Below are 12829 nucleotides of genomic sequence, written 5' to 3' on the forward strand. Positions count from 1 at the left end.
ACGCCCGCTTTTTTGTGTTGTTTTTTTTCTTTTTTTCGTCGTGGTGCCCCCCCCCCCCCCCCCCCCCCCCTTCCCCCCCCCTCCCCCCCCCTCTCCCCCCCCCCCCCCCCCGCTGCGTATTCGTACGTCTGGACGTGGCGGACAGGCCCGAAGGAGATCCACAAGAGGTACGATCGACCGTATGGGCACTGAGGAGCGCATCTTCGCCCCGCGTACGGAGAAGATGTCGATCACTGACAAGCGCCTGCTCAGAGGTGCGCGGGCGCGTGAGATCGTCCTGCGGCGCGCCGTCGACATCGCCTCTCTCGACGGGCTGGACGACGTGAGTTTCGGCCGTCTCGCGACCGATACGGGCATGAGCAAGGCGGGCATCCAGACGCTCTTCAAGTCCAAGGAAGTGCTCCAGCTCGGGACCATCGACCAGGCGCGCGACATGTTCGTCGACGCGGTCGTCCGCCCGGCATGGGCGGCGGCCCCCGGAGTCGAACGGCTGCGTTCCCTGGTCGAGCACTGGATCGAGTACGCCACGGCCCCGCTGTTCGAAGGCGGCTGCTTCCGAGTCGCCAACATCGCCCGTTTCGACAGCAAGCCGGGAGCGATCCGGGACGCCCTCTTCCGCGATCAGCAGGAATGGCTCGGCACCATCGAGAAGGAGCTGCGCAACGCCGTCGACGCCCGCGAAATCGCGGAACTCGACATCGACCTCGCGGTCTTCCAGATCGATTCCGCCCTCTGCGCGGCCAACACGGCACTGCGCCTGGGCGACGAGGACGTGGTCGCCAAGGTCCGCCGTACCGTCGGGGACCTCCTGAAAACGCCCTGACCGCCGCCCTGGGTGTCCCTGTACGTGTGGGCGGCTTGTCTGCCGCCGCTGCCGGTGCTCCGGGCGACTCCCTAGACTTGAGGGGTGGCCCGGCCCAATGAGGAGGTCGAGGCGCTCCTTCAGGAGTACGCGGACCTCATCGCGATCACGGGAGGCGACGCCTTCAAGGCGCGCGCCTACGAGAAGGCGGCGCGTGCCATCGGCGGGTATCCGGCCGATGTCGCGAAGCTGGACGAGAGCGGGCTGAGGGAGATCCCGAACGTGGGCCGGTCGATCGCCGACAAGGTGATCGAGTATCTGCGCACGGGGAAGATGGCGGTGGTCGAGGAGCGCCGGGCGAAGATCCCCGCCGGGGTCCGGGAGCTGATCACGATCCCCACCCTGGGCCCCAAGAAGGCGCTGCGCCTCTATGAGGACCTGCACATCTCGTCGGTGAGCGAGCTGGCCGCGGCGATCGAGGCGGATGCGCTGGCCGATCTGAAGGGCTTCGGCGAGAAGACGCAGGAGAACATCCGGCACGGCATCGAGCTGCTGCAGCGGGCGGGCTCCCGGGTGCCGCTGTCGCTGGCCCTGGACACCGCCGAGCAGATCGTCGCCGAGCTGTCCGGGGTGACCGGCTGCAGGCGCTGCGGTTACGCCGGTTCGCTGCGCCGGATGCGGGAGACCGTCGGTGATCTGGACGTCCTGGTCGCGGCCGAGCGGTCGGAGCCGTTCATGGCGGCGCTGTGCGAGCTGCCGGCCACCGCGGAGGTCGTCGCACGGGGCTCGAAGAAGACCTCGGTGCGCACGGGCAAGGGGCTCCAGGTGGATCTGCGGGTGGTGCCGCCGCAGTCGTGGGGTGCCGCGATGCAGTACTTCACCGGCTCCAAGGCGCACAACATCCGCACCCGCACCCTCGCCGTGCACCAGGGACTGAAGCTCTCCGAGTACGGCCTGTTCGACGCGGAGAGCGGGGACTCGCTGGCCTCGCGCACCGAGGAGGAGGTGTACGCCCGGCTCGGGCTGCCGTGGATCGTGCCGACGCTGCGGGAGGACCGCGGGGAGATCGAGGCGGCCGTGCACGGCGAGCTGCCCGAGGTGGTGACCGAGAAGGACATCCGCGGCGACCTGCACACCCACACCGACCTCACGGACAGCCTGGCCCCGCTGGAGGAGATGGTGGCGGCCGCCGCCGAGCGCGGTTACGCGTACTGCGCCGTGACCGACCATGCGCCCAACCTGTACATGCAGCGCATGACCGACGAGAAGATCCTCGCCCAGCGGGAACGGCTGCGGGAGCTGGACGGCGCCCACCACCGGATGCGGCTGCTGCACGGCACGGAACTCAACATCGACCCGGACGGCGGGGTGGACTGGCCCAGGGAGTTCCTGGCCGGCTTCGACCTGTGCGTGGCCTCGCTGCACTCGCACTTCGACCTGGACCGTAAGGCGATGACCCGGCGGCTGGTGCGGGCCTGCGAGAACCCGTACGTCAACGTCATCGGGCACCCGACGACCCGGCTGATCGGCAAGCGGCCGGGCGTCGACGCCGACTGGGACGAGGTGTTCGCGGCATGCGCGCGCACCGGCACCGCGCTGGAGGTCAACGCGCAGCCGGACCGTCTCGACCTGCGCGACGAGGACATCCTGCGCGCCAAGGAGCACGGGGTGAAGTTCGCGGTGAACACCGACGCGCACTCCATCCCGCACCTGGCGCAGCTGCGCTACGGGGTGGGCACCGCGCAGCGCGGCTGGCTCACCCGGGACGACGTGATCAACGCCTGGCCGCTGACGAGACTGCGCCGCTTCCTGCGCAAGGGGCGGTGAGGGGTGTCATTCCCGGTCCAGCCACAGGGGTGACAGGTCCTCCTCCGTATCGGCCGCTCCCACCGCCTTGATGTCCCCGTCGGCGGCGCGCAGCAGCATCCGGCCCATGGCGATGAGCGCCCGGCCGGCGGCGAGTTCGTCGCCGATGTCCGGCACATCCGGGTCGTACGGGTTCCTGCGGGCCTCCGCGTGGCTCTCCAGGACGTTGTCGCCGGTGTCCAGGATGATCCGGGCGGTGGTGTCCGGGTCGTGCTCGGAGAGGTACAGGTTCAGCCGCCATTCCTTGATGGCCGGGGGATGGCTGGTCCTGGGTCGGGTCATCATGCGCCTCCCTGGGCTGCGCTGCCCTTCCACTGTGCACCCGGCCGCACGCCGACGCCTCCCTGGTACGGGCAGAATGTGCCCCATGACCTCGCGCACCTGCCCCTGCGGACTCCCCCAGCCCTACGACGCCTGCTGTGGCCGTTTCCATGCGGGGGCCGCGGCCGCGCCGACCGCCGAGTTGCTCATGCGCTCCCGGTACTGCGCGTTCGTCGAGGGAGACGCGGGGTATCTGCTGCGTACCTGGCATCCGCGGACCCGGCCCGGGCGGCTGGACCTGGACCCCCGGATGAAGTGGACGGGCCTGGAGATCCTGGACGCCACCGACGGGTCGGCCTTCCACACCACGGGCATGGTGACCTTCCGGGCGTCCTACCGGGGCGGTTCGCTGCACGAGCGGAGCCGGTTCGAGCGGGTCGACGGGGCGTGGGTGTACGTGGACGGGGACTTCCTGGACTGAGGCTGCCGGCTGCGCTTTCCCAGGCGGGCGGGAACTAGGGCGCGAGGATGTCCAGTTCCTGGAGGGCGCCCACGGTGATCTCCCTGGTCAGCTGTTCGGCGCGGGTGGCGTCGCCCGCGCGGACCGCCTCGGCCACCTGCACGTGCAGGGTGACGGCCGCCGGGTCGGGGTCCTCGAACATGACCTCGTGGTGGGTGCGTCCGGCCAGGACCTCCGCGACGACGTCGCCGAGCCGGGCGAACATCTCGTTGCCCGAGGCGGCGAGGACGACCCTGTGGAAGGCGATGTCGTGGACCAGGTACTGCTCCAGCCGGTGGCCGCGTGAGTTGGCCACCATGCCGAGCGCGCACTCGGTGAGTTCGGCGCACTGCTCCGCCGTGGCGTGCCGGGCGGCGAGGCCGGCCGCGACCGGTTCGACGGCCGAGCGCAGCACGGTGAGCGAGCGCAGCTGGTGCGGACGGTCTGCGCCGGCGAGGCGCCAGCGGATGACCTGCGGGTCGTAGACGTTCCACTCGGCCTTCGGACGGACGGTCACACCGACCCTGCGCCGGGACTCGACCAGGTGCATGGACTCCAGTACGCGGACGGCCTCGCGCATCACGGAGCGTGACACCTCGAAGTGGTGTGCGAGTTCGTCCGTGCGCAGCACGCTGCCCGGCGGGTACTCGCCCGCAGTGATCGCGGGGCCGAGGGTGTCCAGTACATGGCCGTGCAGCCCCCGGCCCGGTGTGGTCATGCACTCAGCGTACGGCGTGGATCACGGAGCTAAAAAGTCAGACTTATACGTCACACACTCTTGAATTCGTCGTACCTAATGGGTTTCAGTGTGGCGACGCCGCCGTGGCGTCGGATGTCGAGGAAGACAGCGAGGCAGTAATGCGAACCCCCCAGGTCGTCGTCGTGATGGGCGTCGCGGGGACGGGCAAGACCACGATCGGTCCCCTGCTCGCCGCGCGGCTGGGCGTCCCGTACGCCGAGGGCGACGACTTCCATCCGCAGGCCAGCATCGACAAGATGTCGGCCGGTATCCCGCTCGACGACGCCGACCGGTGGCCGTGGCTGGACGCCATCGGCCACTGGGCGCACGGGCGGGCCGGACTGGGCGGGGTGGTCAGCAGCTCGGCGCTGAAGCGGTCGTACCGCGACCGGCTCAGGGCCGCCGCTCCCGGAGTCGTGTTCGTGCACCTCACGGGCGACCGGAAGCTGATCGAGGACCGGATGACGCAGCGCCGGGGGCACTTCATGCCGACCGCGCTGCTGGACTCCCAGTTCGCCACGCTCCAGCCGCTGGAGCCGGACGAGGCGGGCGTCGCCGTGGACGTCAGCGGCAGTCCTCAGGAGATCACCGAGCGCGCCGTACGGGCTCTGGACGCGCTTCCCCTCGCATCCGAGTAACACCCCACCCCCGTCCCCCGTAACCGCAAGGGAACCCCCGTGACCAGACTCAACGTCGAGATGCTGGCAGCGGACGCACCTCCGCCGATCACCTCCGCCGGACACGCCCAGCTGGGCATCGCCGTCCTGGTGGGCATCGCCGTGATCGTCCTGCTCATCACCAAGTTCAAGCTCCACGCCTTCCTGGCGCTGACCATCGGGTCACTGGTGCTCGGGGCGGTCGCCGGAGCACCGCTCGACAAGGCCATCACCAGCTTCACCACGGGGCTCGGCGCCACTGTCGCCGGCGTGGGTGTCCTGATCGCGCTCGGGGCGATCCTGGGCAAGCTGCTCGCCGACTCCGGTGGTGCCGACCAGATAGTCGACACGATCCTCGCCAGGGCCGGGGGCCGTGCGATGCCGTGGGCGATGGTGCTGATCGCCTCCGTGATCGGTCTGCCGCTGTTCTTCGAGGTCGGCATCGTGCTGCTGATCCCGGTCGTGCTGATGGTCGCCAAGCGTGGCCACTACTCCCTGATGCGCATCGGCGTTCCGGCCCTCGCCGGTCTGTCCGTGATGCACGGCCTGATCCCGCCGCACCCCGGCCCGCTGGTCGCGATCGACGCGGTCAAGGCCAACCTGGGCGTGACCCTGGCGCTCGGCATCCTGGTCGCCGTCCCGACGGTGATCATCGCCGGTCCGCTGTTCTCGAAGGTCGCCGCCCGCTGGGTGGACGTCCCGGCGCCCGACCGGATGCTGCCGCAGCGCGCCTCGGACGAGCTGGAGCGCCGCCCCGGCTTCGGCGCGACGCTCGCCACCGTGCTGCTGCCGGTGGGGCTGATGCTGGCCAAGGCGCTCGTGGACATCGTCGTCGACGACCCGGCGAACAGGACCCAGCGGGTCTTCGACGTCATCGGCTCGCCGCTGATCGCGCTGCTCGCCGCCGTCATCGTCGGTTTCTTCACGCTGGGCCGGCCCGCCGGGTTCGGCAAGGAGCGACTCCAGCAGACCGTCGAGAAGGGTCTGATGCCGATCGCCGGCATCCTGCTGATCGTCGGCGCGGGCGGCGGCTTCAAGCAGACGCTGATCGACTCCGGCGTGGGCCAGATGATCCTGGACGTCTCCAGACACTGGTCGATCCCGGCGCTGCTGCTGGCCTGGCTGATCGCGGTCGCGATCCGGCTGGCGACGGGCTCTGCGACGGTGGCGACGGTCTCTGCGGCGGGCCTGGTCGCACCGCTCGCCGCCGACATGTCGACCACGCACGCCGCCCTCCTGGTCCTCGCGATCGGTGCCGGCTCGCTCTTCTTCAGCCATGTCAACGACGCCGGTTTCTGGCTGGTGAAGGAGTACTTCGGGCTGAGTGTCGGGCAGACGATCAAGACCTGGTCGGTCATGGAGACGATCATCTCGGTGGTCGCCGGCGGGCTGGTCCTGCTCCTGTCACTGATCATCTAGGCCTTGTGCCGGCCCGGGGCGGTCCGCACGGTGTTGCCGGAGTTCTGCGGAGTCACCCACGCCACAAGGGGTGTTCCCGTTCCGCCCATTCCCTGCTCACCGTGCCCGTCCGCAGGCCCCGTCTCGCCTCCGGGTCGCCGAGGGCCATGCCGATGTGGCCGGCCAGGACCACGCCGATGGTCAGGGCGAGCCAGTCGTGCACGAAGGTCGCCGAGGTGCGCCACATCAGGGGCGCGAGGTGGGTGAACCACATCATCAGGCCGGTGCCGAGCATGACCAGCGTGGCACCGGCGATCCACGCGGCGTAGATCTTCTGGCCTGCGTTGAACTTGCCTGCCGGACGGGAGGAGCGGCGCTTGTCCCGGCTCAGCGCCGCCCACAGCCAGACCCGGTCGTGCGGGCCGAAGCGGTTGAGGAAGCGCAGGTCGGCGCGGAAGGCGCGGGAGGCGAGGCCGAGCAGCACCGGGCCGGGGAGGGCGAGCCCGGCGCACTCGTGGATGCGGACGACCAGTTCACGGCGGCCGACCATGACCGCCAGCTGCGGGATGTAGAGGACGGCCGCCGTGACCACGCAGACGCCCATCAGCGCGGCCGTCGCACGGTGCACCCAGCGCTGGACCGGGCCGAAGCGGCGGATGCGGGCGTCGGGCGGGGCCGGGGTGTCAGCTCGTAGGCTCATCTGTCCGTCCGTTCGACCGGCCCACCCAGGCGTCGACGTCGTAGCCGAGGTTCTCCCAGTAGCCGGGTTCGACCCGGTCGGTGACGGTGATGCCGGAGAGCCACTTGGCCGACTTGTAGAAGTACATGGGGGCGACGTAGAGGCGGACCGGGCCGCCGTGGTCGTGGGAGATGTCCTTGTCCTGCATGCGCAGGGCGACCAGGATGTCGGGGCGGCGGGCCTGGGCGAGGGTGAGGCTCTCGGAGTAGGTGCCGTCGAAGCAGGTGAAGCGGATCGCCTTCGCGGTGGAGCCGACTCCGGCCGCGTCCAGGAGGTGGGAGAGGCGTACGCCCTCGAAGGGCGTGCCGGGCACCCGCCAGCCGGTGACGCACTGGACGTCCTTGACCAGCCGGGTCTGCGGCAGGGCGCGCAGGTCGGCGAGGGTGTAGGTGCGGGGGCGGTCCACCAGTCCGCCGATCCTCAGCCGGTAGTCCGCGGCGTTCTTGTGGGGCACGGAGGCGGCGACGGAGTAGTAGCGGAAGCCGCCGCCGTTGGGCAGCAGGCCGGTCAGGCCCGTGGGGTCCTTGCCGGCGACGGAGCCCAGGAAACCCTCCAGGCCGCGCTGCAGCCCGGGCGCGGCGACGACACCGAGCGCGCCCAGGCCGAGGGTGCCGAGGAAGACCCGCCGGCCGATGGGTTTGCCGTGCTGTTCCTCGGATTGTTCAGGGTTCACGTTTTCATTCGAGCACTCGGGGCCCTGCCGGGCCAGGGAACGTGGGCAGTGGTCAGACTTCCGTAACCACTTCTTGCATACCGCTGTACGGCTGTACGGCTCGGCAGGCCGTACGTCTCAATGCCCCAGTGCGCGGGCGCGGGCCGCCCGGAAGGCCGCCAGAGGGTCGCTGTGCACGAAGGACCAGGGGGCCGGGGTGGCGTGCCGGCCGATGCGCTGGAAGAGGGCCGCCGCCTCGGCCGGGCGGCCGGCGCAGGACAGCGCGAAGGCGAGGTGGTTGAGGTCGACGTGACGGCGGGGATGTTCGTCGTGCTCCCACTCCAGCCACCAGTCGAAGCCGGCGCGCAGGATCCGGCGGGCCCGCGGACCCGACCAGTGTCCGCAGGCGGCGGGGTCGGCGGGGGCCGGGCCGGCGCCGACGAGCACCCGGTAGCGCTCGGCGAGGGCGACGACCGGCAGGACGGCGAGCGGGGAGTCGGCCGGGGCCTGTGCGGCGGCCAGCTCGGCGAGCTCGTACACCTCGTGGTCCTCGGCCGCCCGGCCGCCGGAGGGCCGTTCGGCCAGGCGGGCGAGGAGCAGATGGTGGGCGTGGTGGTGTTCGGGGTGGCGGCGGCGCAGCTCGGCGAAGGCACCGAGCACCTCGTGCTCCGGGCCGAGGGTACGGGCCAACTGGAGCAACCCCAGCCAGGGGGTGGGATCGGCGGGGGCCAGCGCGGCGGCGTCGGTGCAGGCCTCGCGGGCCCCGTCGGGGTCCTCCTTGCCGCGCAGCGCCCGCTGAACCTGTGCGAGGGCGTACAGCGTGGCGGCGTCGGCGGAACCGGGCTCGGTGTGCAGCCAGTCGCCGGCCCAGGCCACGGCGTACGGCTCCTGGGCGAGCACGGTCAGGCGGTGGCCGCGGCGGTCCCAGTCGTCACCGGTGTGCAGCAGCAGGGAGCGGGCGGCCTGGCGTCTGCCCTGGGCCAAGGCGGCGCGTGCGGTGTGCAGCTCGGCGTCGGCGAGGGCGCCGTCGAAGGCGCCGGAGCCGTCCGGGGCGGTGTCGGCGGCCTGGTCCGAGCGGGTACGGCGAGCGCCGAGCAGGGGTGGGAGAGGGGGCACCGCGGGACTTCCTGTTTCTCGGGCTGCCATCGACCGATCACGCACAGCAAACCCGCAGCCAAGGGTTGCGTCAAGCGGAACCAGGCTATTGCTGCCTTCAACTACCCTTGATCACAAGGAATTTGGAGAACTTCACGCAGGTGGACCGCTGCACCGCGGAGTGCGGGGCGGATTGCTGTGGCGTACGCCATGGCGCGGGGCCGCCCGCCCACGGACCATGGCGAGTCAACCGCCCGGTTCCGGGTACTTCCGGGTGCATGGAGTCCCGGGAGCGCTACAGTCGGCCACTACGCACCCGTGGTCCGGCCGGATGATCGAGGTACGCAGCGTGTCCGTTCTGGTTCTCCTTCTCGCCGTGAGTGCGGCCTGCTGTCTGGGCTTCGGATTCGTGCTCCAGCAGAACGCCGCCGAGAAGGCGCCGCTCAGCGACTTCCTGTCCTTCCGGCTGCTGCTCGACCTGATGCGGGTGCCGCGCTGGCTGGGCGGGCTCGGCCTGATGGTGGCCGGCATGGTGCTCGGCGCGATCGCCCTCGGCAAGGGCGAGATCTCCCTGGTCGAACCGCTGCTCGCGACCAACCTGCTGTTCGCGCTGGCCCTCTCCCGGCACCAGACCAGGCAGCCCCTGGGCCGCCAGGGCTGGGCGGGGCTGCTGCTGCTCGCGGGCGGGGTGAGCGCGTTCATCATGGCGGGCGAGCCGCGCGGCGGCAGCGCGATCGCCGATCCGCTGCGGCACTGGCTGATCATCGGCGCGATGGTGGGCGCGGCCCTGGTGCTCACGACGTACGGCAAGCGCTCGCGGCTGAGCTGGGGGCCGGTGCTGCTGGCCACCGCCGCCGGACTGCTGTACGGCGTCCAGGACGCGTTGACCCGGGTGAGCGGCACCCGCTTCTCCGAGGGCGGCTTCGGCGAGCTGTTCACCGGCTGGCAGCCGTACGGCGTGCTGGCGTGCGGGGTCACCGGGCTGGTCCTGGTGCAGAGCGCGTTCGAGACGGCCCCGCTGCGCATGTCGCTGCCCGCGCTGACCGCAGCAGAGCCGCTCGCCGGGATCCTGTGCGGCGTCGGTTTCCTCGGCGACCGGCTGCGCACCGACACGGTGGCGCTGGCCTGGGAGGCGGCCGGGCTCGCGGCGGTGGTGACGGGCATCATGCTGCTCGGGCTGCACCCGGCGATGCCGTGCGGCACGGCGGAGGCGGAGCCGTCGGCGCGGGACCTCCAGCGGCGCTGAACGGCCCCTGCTTGGATGGGGCCATGAACCCCGCAGACGAAATCCTCGACATCGTCGACGAGAACGACCAGGTCATCGGCCAGTACCCGCGCGGTGAGGCGTATGCGAAGGGCCTGCGCCACCGCTGTGTGTTCATCCAGGCCCGGGACGCGGCCGGCCGGCTCTTCGTGCACCGGCGCACGGCCACCAAGCTGGTCTTCCCGGGTCTGTACGACATGTTCGTCGGCGGGGTCGTCGGAGCGGGCGAGTCCTACGACGAGGCGGCGCTGCGGGAGGCGGAGGAGGAGCTGGGCGTGCAGGGGCTGCCGCAGCCGGCCTTCCTCTTCAAGTTCCTGTACGAGGACGGGGCCGGGAACGGCTGGTGGTCGGCGGTGTACGAGGTGCGCTGCGAGCTGCCCGTGCATCCCCAGGCGGAGGAGGTCCAGTGGCACGGCTTCCTGCCCGAGGAGGAGGTCGAGCGGCGGCTCGGCGCGTGGGAGTGGGTGCCGGACGGGCTGGCGGCGTACGAGAGGCTGAAGGCGTTCCGGGCGGGCCGATGACCGCCCGGTAGGGTCGGCCGCGTGAGCGAATTCGTACGGAACATCCGGCTGTGGTTCGCGCCGGAACAGGTGCGGGACGAGGGTGGCACGCCCGACTACCGGTTCTCGCTGGCCAACGAGCGCACCTTCCTGGCCTGGCTGCGCACGGCGCTCGCACTGATCGGTGGCGGATTCGCGGTGGACCAGTTCCTGCCGGACCTGCGCTGGGGGTGGCGGGTCGGCCTCGCGCTCGCGCTGCTCGGGGCCGGTGTGCTGTGCTCGCTGCGCGCGGTGAACCACTGGGTGCGCTGCGAGCGGGCGATCCGGCGCGGCGAGGATCTGCCCGCCTCCCGGTTCCCGGCGCTGCTGAGCCTGGTCGTCGCGGTGGTGGCCGTGGCGATGGTCGTGGTGGTGCTGGTCGGATGGGAGGGGTGAGCACGGCCGGGCGCGACCCGGGGCTGCAACCGGAGCGGACCCGGCTGGCCTGGCGGCGTACGACCCTGTCCGCCGCCGTGGCCGCCGTGCTCGCCGTGCGGAGCGCGCTGCACGGCGGACCCTCGGCCGGCCGGGTCGTCGCGTGCGCGGTGTGCTGCGCCCTGTGGCTGGGCTTCCTCCGCGTGGCCCACCTGCGCATCCGCGCCCTGGCCGCCGGAACCCGTCCGCCCGCCCTCGCCCCCCGGCACGCGACGGCGGCGGCCCTGTACGCGGTGGCACTGGCGGCCTGCGCCGCCGTACTCGTCGTACAGGCCTAGGGTCGTACAGGCCTAGGGTCGTACAGGCCTAGGGGGTGTCGTTTGGATCATCCCGGCATCGCTTGGCACGACCGGCCTGATCCAAACGACACCTCCTAGCCTGCCGCGCCTTCCTCGGTCTCCCAGGCCACCGTGACCACGATCTTCCCCCGGGTACGGCCCTCCTGGCTCAACCGGTGCGCGTCCGCCGTGCGTTCCAGCGGGAAGGCCTCCTGGACGTGCACGGAGACCGCCCCGGCCTCCGCCAGACGGGTCAGTTCGGTGAGGTCCTCGGCGTCGGGGCGCACGAAGCAGTAGCGGCCGCCGTGGCCGACCACCTCCGGGTCGGCGATCGAGGCCAGCCGGCCCCCCGGGGCGAGCAGGTCGGCCGAGGTCTTCAGGGTGTCGCCGCCGATCGTGTCGAAGGCCGCGTCCACGCCCTCGGGGACCAGCCCGCGCACCCGTTCCGCCAGGCCCTGACCGTAGGTCACCGGCTCGCCGCCGAGGCCGCGCACGTACTCGTGGTTCGGCTCGCTCGCCGTACCGATGACGCGGGCGCCGAGGTGGGCGGCGAGCTGGACGGCGAGGGAGCCGACCCCGCCGGCCGCCGCGTGCACCAGCACGGTCTCACCGCGTTTGACCTCCAGTGCCTTGACGAGCACCTGGTAGGCGGTGAGCCCGGCGAGCGGGAGTCCAGCGGCCTCCTCGAAGGACAGGTTGCGCGGCTTGCGGGCCAGTGTGCGCACGGGCGCGGCGACGTACTCGGCGAAAGTGCCGCGGGAGAGGAAGTCCTCGCGGCAGTAGCCGATGACCTCGTCGCCGACGGCGAACTCCGTCACCGCGGCGCCGGGCTGGACGACCACCCCGCTGACGTCCCAGCCCGGGGTCACCGGGAACACGGCGTCGAGGAGTGCGTCGAGACGGCCCTCGCGGCACTTCCAGTCGACCGGATTGACGGCCGCCGCACGGACCTTGACCAGCACCTGGTCGGGGCCGACCTTCGGATCGCGCACCTCGCCGTACTCCAGCACCTCGGGTCCGCCGTAGTGGCTGTAGCTGATGCCCTTCATGTCCTAGACCCTCCGGGGTACTCGTGCGCCACGCAACCGATATGCACCGATATGCGCCGTTCGCGCGCGTAACCTGTCCGTCGCCACACCCCCCGTACCCCCGAATTGACGCCGCGCACTCCGAAGGCGAGCACCATGACCATCCTTCACCAGGAACACACCGAACACGGCACGCACAGCCACGGGCCGGGCTGCGGGCACAACGCCGTGCCGCACGGCGACCATCTGGACTACGCGCACGACGGACATCTGCACCGCGAGCACGACGGCCACTGGGACGAGTGCGAGCCGGACGGGCACACCGTCCACGAGGGCCACGAGCACGTGCACTACGACGAGTGCGGGCACGCCCAGGTGCCGCACGGCGACCATGTCGACTATCTGCACGACGGGCACCGGCACGCCGAGCACGACGGCCATTGGGACGACCACTGACCGGACGCACAGCAGGGGCCGACGGCTCCCCGGGCAGCGCGCCGGGGAGCCGTCGGCCTTATCGTGGCTCCGGTCACGTTTGACCTCCTGTTGAGCGGACGCACTGGACGACATACCGACCG

Annotated in this window: 16 protein-coding genes; 10 read left to right on the top strand and 6 right to left on the bottom strand. The window is 71.3% G+C overall.

Annotated elements, in window-relative coordinates:
* The first annotated feature begins 181 nt into the window (after positions 1-181).
* Together ACZ41I_RS39085 and polX are read left to right on the top strand one after the other, a co-directional pair.
* Positions 182-823 (top strand): TetR/AcrR family transcriptional regulator, encoded by a 642-nt coding sequence (locus ACZ41I_RS39085; RefSeq protein ID WP_468327302.1) that lies wholly within the window; start codon positions 182-184, stop codon positions 821-823.
* An 84-nt stretch (positions 824-907) separates the two neighbouring features.
* Positions 908-2629 (top strand): DNA polymerase/3'-5' exonuclease PolX, encoded by a 1722-nt coding sequence (gene polX / locus ACZ41I_RS39090; RefSeq protein WP_468516376.1) that lies wholly within the window; start codon positions 908-910, stop codon positions 2627-2629.
* A gap of 6 nt (positions 2630-2635) precedes the next feature.
* On the opposite strand, the gene ACZ41I_RS39095 is transcribed toward polX, so the two are convergent.
* Positions 2636-2950, bottom strand: a complete 315-nt coding sequence (locus tag ACZ41I_RS39095) for a dsRBD fold-containing protein (RefSeq protein ID WP_363214957.1) — start codon at positions 2948-2950, stop codon at positions 2636-2638.
* Positions 2951-3035: 85 nt separating this feature from the next.
* Between ACZ41I_RS39095 and ACZ41I_RS39100 the strand changes: the two genes are divergently transcribed.
* Complete coding sequence (locus ACZ41I_RS39100; protein ID WP_468516377.1) at positions 3036-3410, top strand: YchJ family protein; 375 nt, start codon at positions 3036-3038, stop codon at positions 3408-3410.
* A gap of 34 nt (positions 3411-3444) precedes the next feature.
* Here ACZ41I_RS39100 and ACZ41I_RS39105 read toward each other — a convergent pair whose 3' ends face one another.
* Positions 3445-4146 carry a FadR/GntR family transcriptional regulator gene (locus ACZ41I_RS39105; protein ID WP_363214959.1) on the bottom strand — a complete coding sequence of 234 codons (702 nt, stop codon included), beginning with the start codon at positions 4144-4146 and terminating at the stop codon, positions 3445-3447.
* Between the two features lie 140 nt (positions 4147-4286).
* Here ACZ41I_RS39105 and ACZ41I_RS39110 point away from each other — a divergent pair, with 140 nt between their 5' ends.
* On the top strand, positions 4287-4805 hold the full coding sequence (locus tag ACZ41I_RS39110) for a gluconokinase (RefSeq protein WP_363214960.1): 519 nt from the start codon (positions 4287-4289) through the stop codon (positions 4803-4805).
* 39 nt (positions 4806-4844) lie between these two features.
* The gene (locus tag ACZ41I_RS39115) at positions 4845-6242 is read left to right on the top strand and encodes a GntP family permease (protein WP_468516378.1); all 1398 of its coding nucleotides are present in this window, start codon (positions 4845-4847) and stop codon (positions 6240-6242) included.
* Positions 6243-6294: 52 nt separating this feature from the next.
* On the opposite strand, the gene ACZ41I_RS39120 is transcribed toward ACZ41I_RS39115, so the two are convergent.
* From ACZ41I_RS39120 to ACZ41I_RS39130, 3 genes are all read right to left on the bottom strand, one after another.
* A complete protein-coding gene (locus ACZ41I_RS39120) occupies positions 6295-6921 on the bottom strand; it encodes a cytochrome b/b6 domain-containing protein (RefSeq protein WP_468516379.1) in 627 nt (208 codons plus the stop codon).
* Entirely contained in the window at positions 6905-7633 is a 729-nt protein-coding gene (locus ACZ41I_RS39125) for a molybdopterin-dependent oxidoreductase (protein ID WP_399775752.1), read from the bottom strand. The genes ACZ41I_RS39120 and ACZ41I_RS39125 overlap by 17 nt, the downstream gene beginning before the upstream one ends.
* A 117-nt stretch (positions 7634-7750) precedes the next feature.
* Entirely contained in the window at positions 7751-8728 is a 978-nt protein-coding gene (locus tag ACZ41I_RS39130) for a hypothetical protein (protein WP_399775750.1), read from the bottom strand.
* A gap of 328 nt (positions 8729-9056) precedes the next feature.
* Here ACZ41I_RS39130 and ACZ41I_RS39135 point away from each other — a divergent pair, with 328 nt between their 5' ends.
* The 4 genes from ACZ41I_RS39135 to ACZ41I_RS39150 are packed head-to-tail and all read left to right on the top strand — an operon-like array spanning position 9057 to position 11223.
* Positions 9057-9953, top strand: a complete 897-nt coding sequence (locus ACZ41I_RS39135) for a DMT family transporter (RefSeq protein WP_468516380.1) — start codon at positions 9057-9059, stop codon at positions 9951-9953.
* A gap of 23 nt (positions 9954-9976) precedes the next feature.
* Positions 9977-10492 (top strand): NUDIX hydrolase, encoded by a 516-nt coding sequence (locus ACZ41I_RS39140; RefSeq protein WP_363214966.1) that lies wholly within the window; start codon positions 9977-9979, stop codon positions 10490-10492.
* Positions 10493-10513: 21 nt separating this feature from the next.
* The gene (locus tag ACZ41I_RS39145; protein ID WP_363214967.1) at positions 10514-10906 is read left to right on the top strand and encodes a YidH family protein; all 393 of its coding nucleotides are present in this window, start codon (positions 10514-10516) and stop codon (positions 10904-10906) included.
* On the top strand, positions 10894-11223 hold the full coding sequence (locus tag ACZ41I_RS39150) for a DUF202 domain-containing protein (RefSeq protein WP_468516381.1): 330 nt from the start codon (positions 10894-10896) through the stop codon (positions 11221-11223). The genes ACZ41I_RS39145 and ACZ41I_RS39150 overlap by 13 nt, the downstream gene beginning before the upstream one ends.
* A 95-nt stretch (positions 11224-11318) precedes the next feature.
* Here ACZ41I_RS39150 and ACZ41I_RS39155 read toward each other — a convergent pair whose 3' ends face one another.
* The gene (locus tag ACZ41I_RS39155) at positions 11319-12272 is read right to left on the bottom strand and encodes an NADP-dependent oxidoreductase (protein WP_468516382.1); all 954 of its coding nucleotides are present in this window, start codon (positions 12270-12272) and stop codon (positions 11319-11321) included.
* A 135-nt stretch (positions 12273-12407) separates the two neighbouring features.
* On the opposite strand from ACZ41I_RS39155, the gene ACZ41I_RS39160 reads away from it, so the two are divergent.
* Positions 12408-12707 (top strand): hypothetical protein, encoded by a 300-nt coding sequence (locus ACZ41I_RS39160; protein ID WP_399775740.1) that lies wholly within the window; start codon positions 12408-12410, stop codon positions 12705-12707.
* The last annotated feature ends 122 nt before the right edge of the window (positions 12708-12829 follow it).

It is taken from the genome of Streptomyces sp. NPDC030799, from assembly GCF_055572255.1.

Excerpts from the sequence above, each read along its gene's own strand:
- ACZ41I_RS39085 (WP_468327302.1), top strand. The coding sequence starts at position 182 with ATGGGCACTGAGGAGCGCATCTTCGCCCCGCGTACGGAGAAGATGTCG.
- ACZ41I_RS39095 (WP_363214957.1), bottom strand. The coding sequence starts at position 2,950 with ATGACCCGACCCAGGACCAGCCATCCCCCGGCCATCAAGGAATGGCGG.
- ACZ41I_RS39100 (WP_468516377.1), top strand. The coding sequence starts at position 3,036 with ATGACCTCGCGCACCTGCCCCTGCGGACTCCCCCAGCCCTACGACGCC.
- ACZ41I_RS39105 (WP_363214959.1), bottom strand. The coding sequence starts at position 4,146 with ATGACCACACCGGGCCGGGGGCTGCACGGCCATGTACTGGACACCCTC.
- ACZ41I_RS39110 (WP_363214960.1), top strand. The coding sequence starts at position 4,287 with ATGCGAACCCCCCAGGTCGTCGTCGTGATGGGCGTCGCGGGGACGGGC.
- ACZ41I_RS39120 (WP_468516379.1), bottom strand. The coding sequence starts at position 6,921 with ATGAGCCTACGAGCTGACACCCCGGCCCCGCCCGACGCCCGCATCCGC.
- ACZ41I_RS39140 (WP_363214966.1), top strand. The coding sequence starts at position 9,977 with ATGAACCCCGCAGACGAAATCCTCGACATCGTCGACGAGAACGACCAG.
- ACZ41I_RS39150 (WP_468516381.1), top strand. The coding sequence starts at position 10,894 with ATGGGAGGGGTGAGCACGGCCGGGCGCGACCCGGGGCTGCAACCGGAG.
- ACZ41I_RS39155 (WP_468516382.1), bottom strand. The coding sequence starts at position 12,272 with ATGAAGGGCATCAGCTACAGCCACTACGGCGGACCCGAGGTGCTGGAG.
- ACZ41I_RS39160 (WP_399775740.1), top strand. The coding sequence starts at position 12,408 with ATGACCATCCTTCACCAGGAACACACCGAACACGGCACGCACAGCCAC.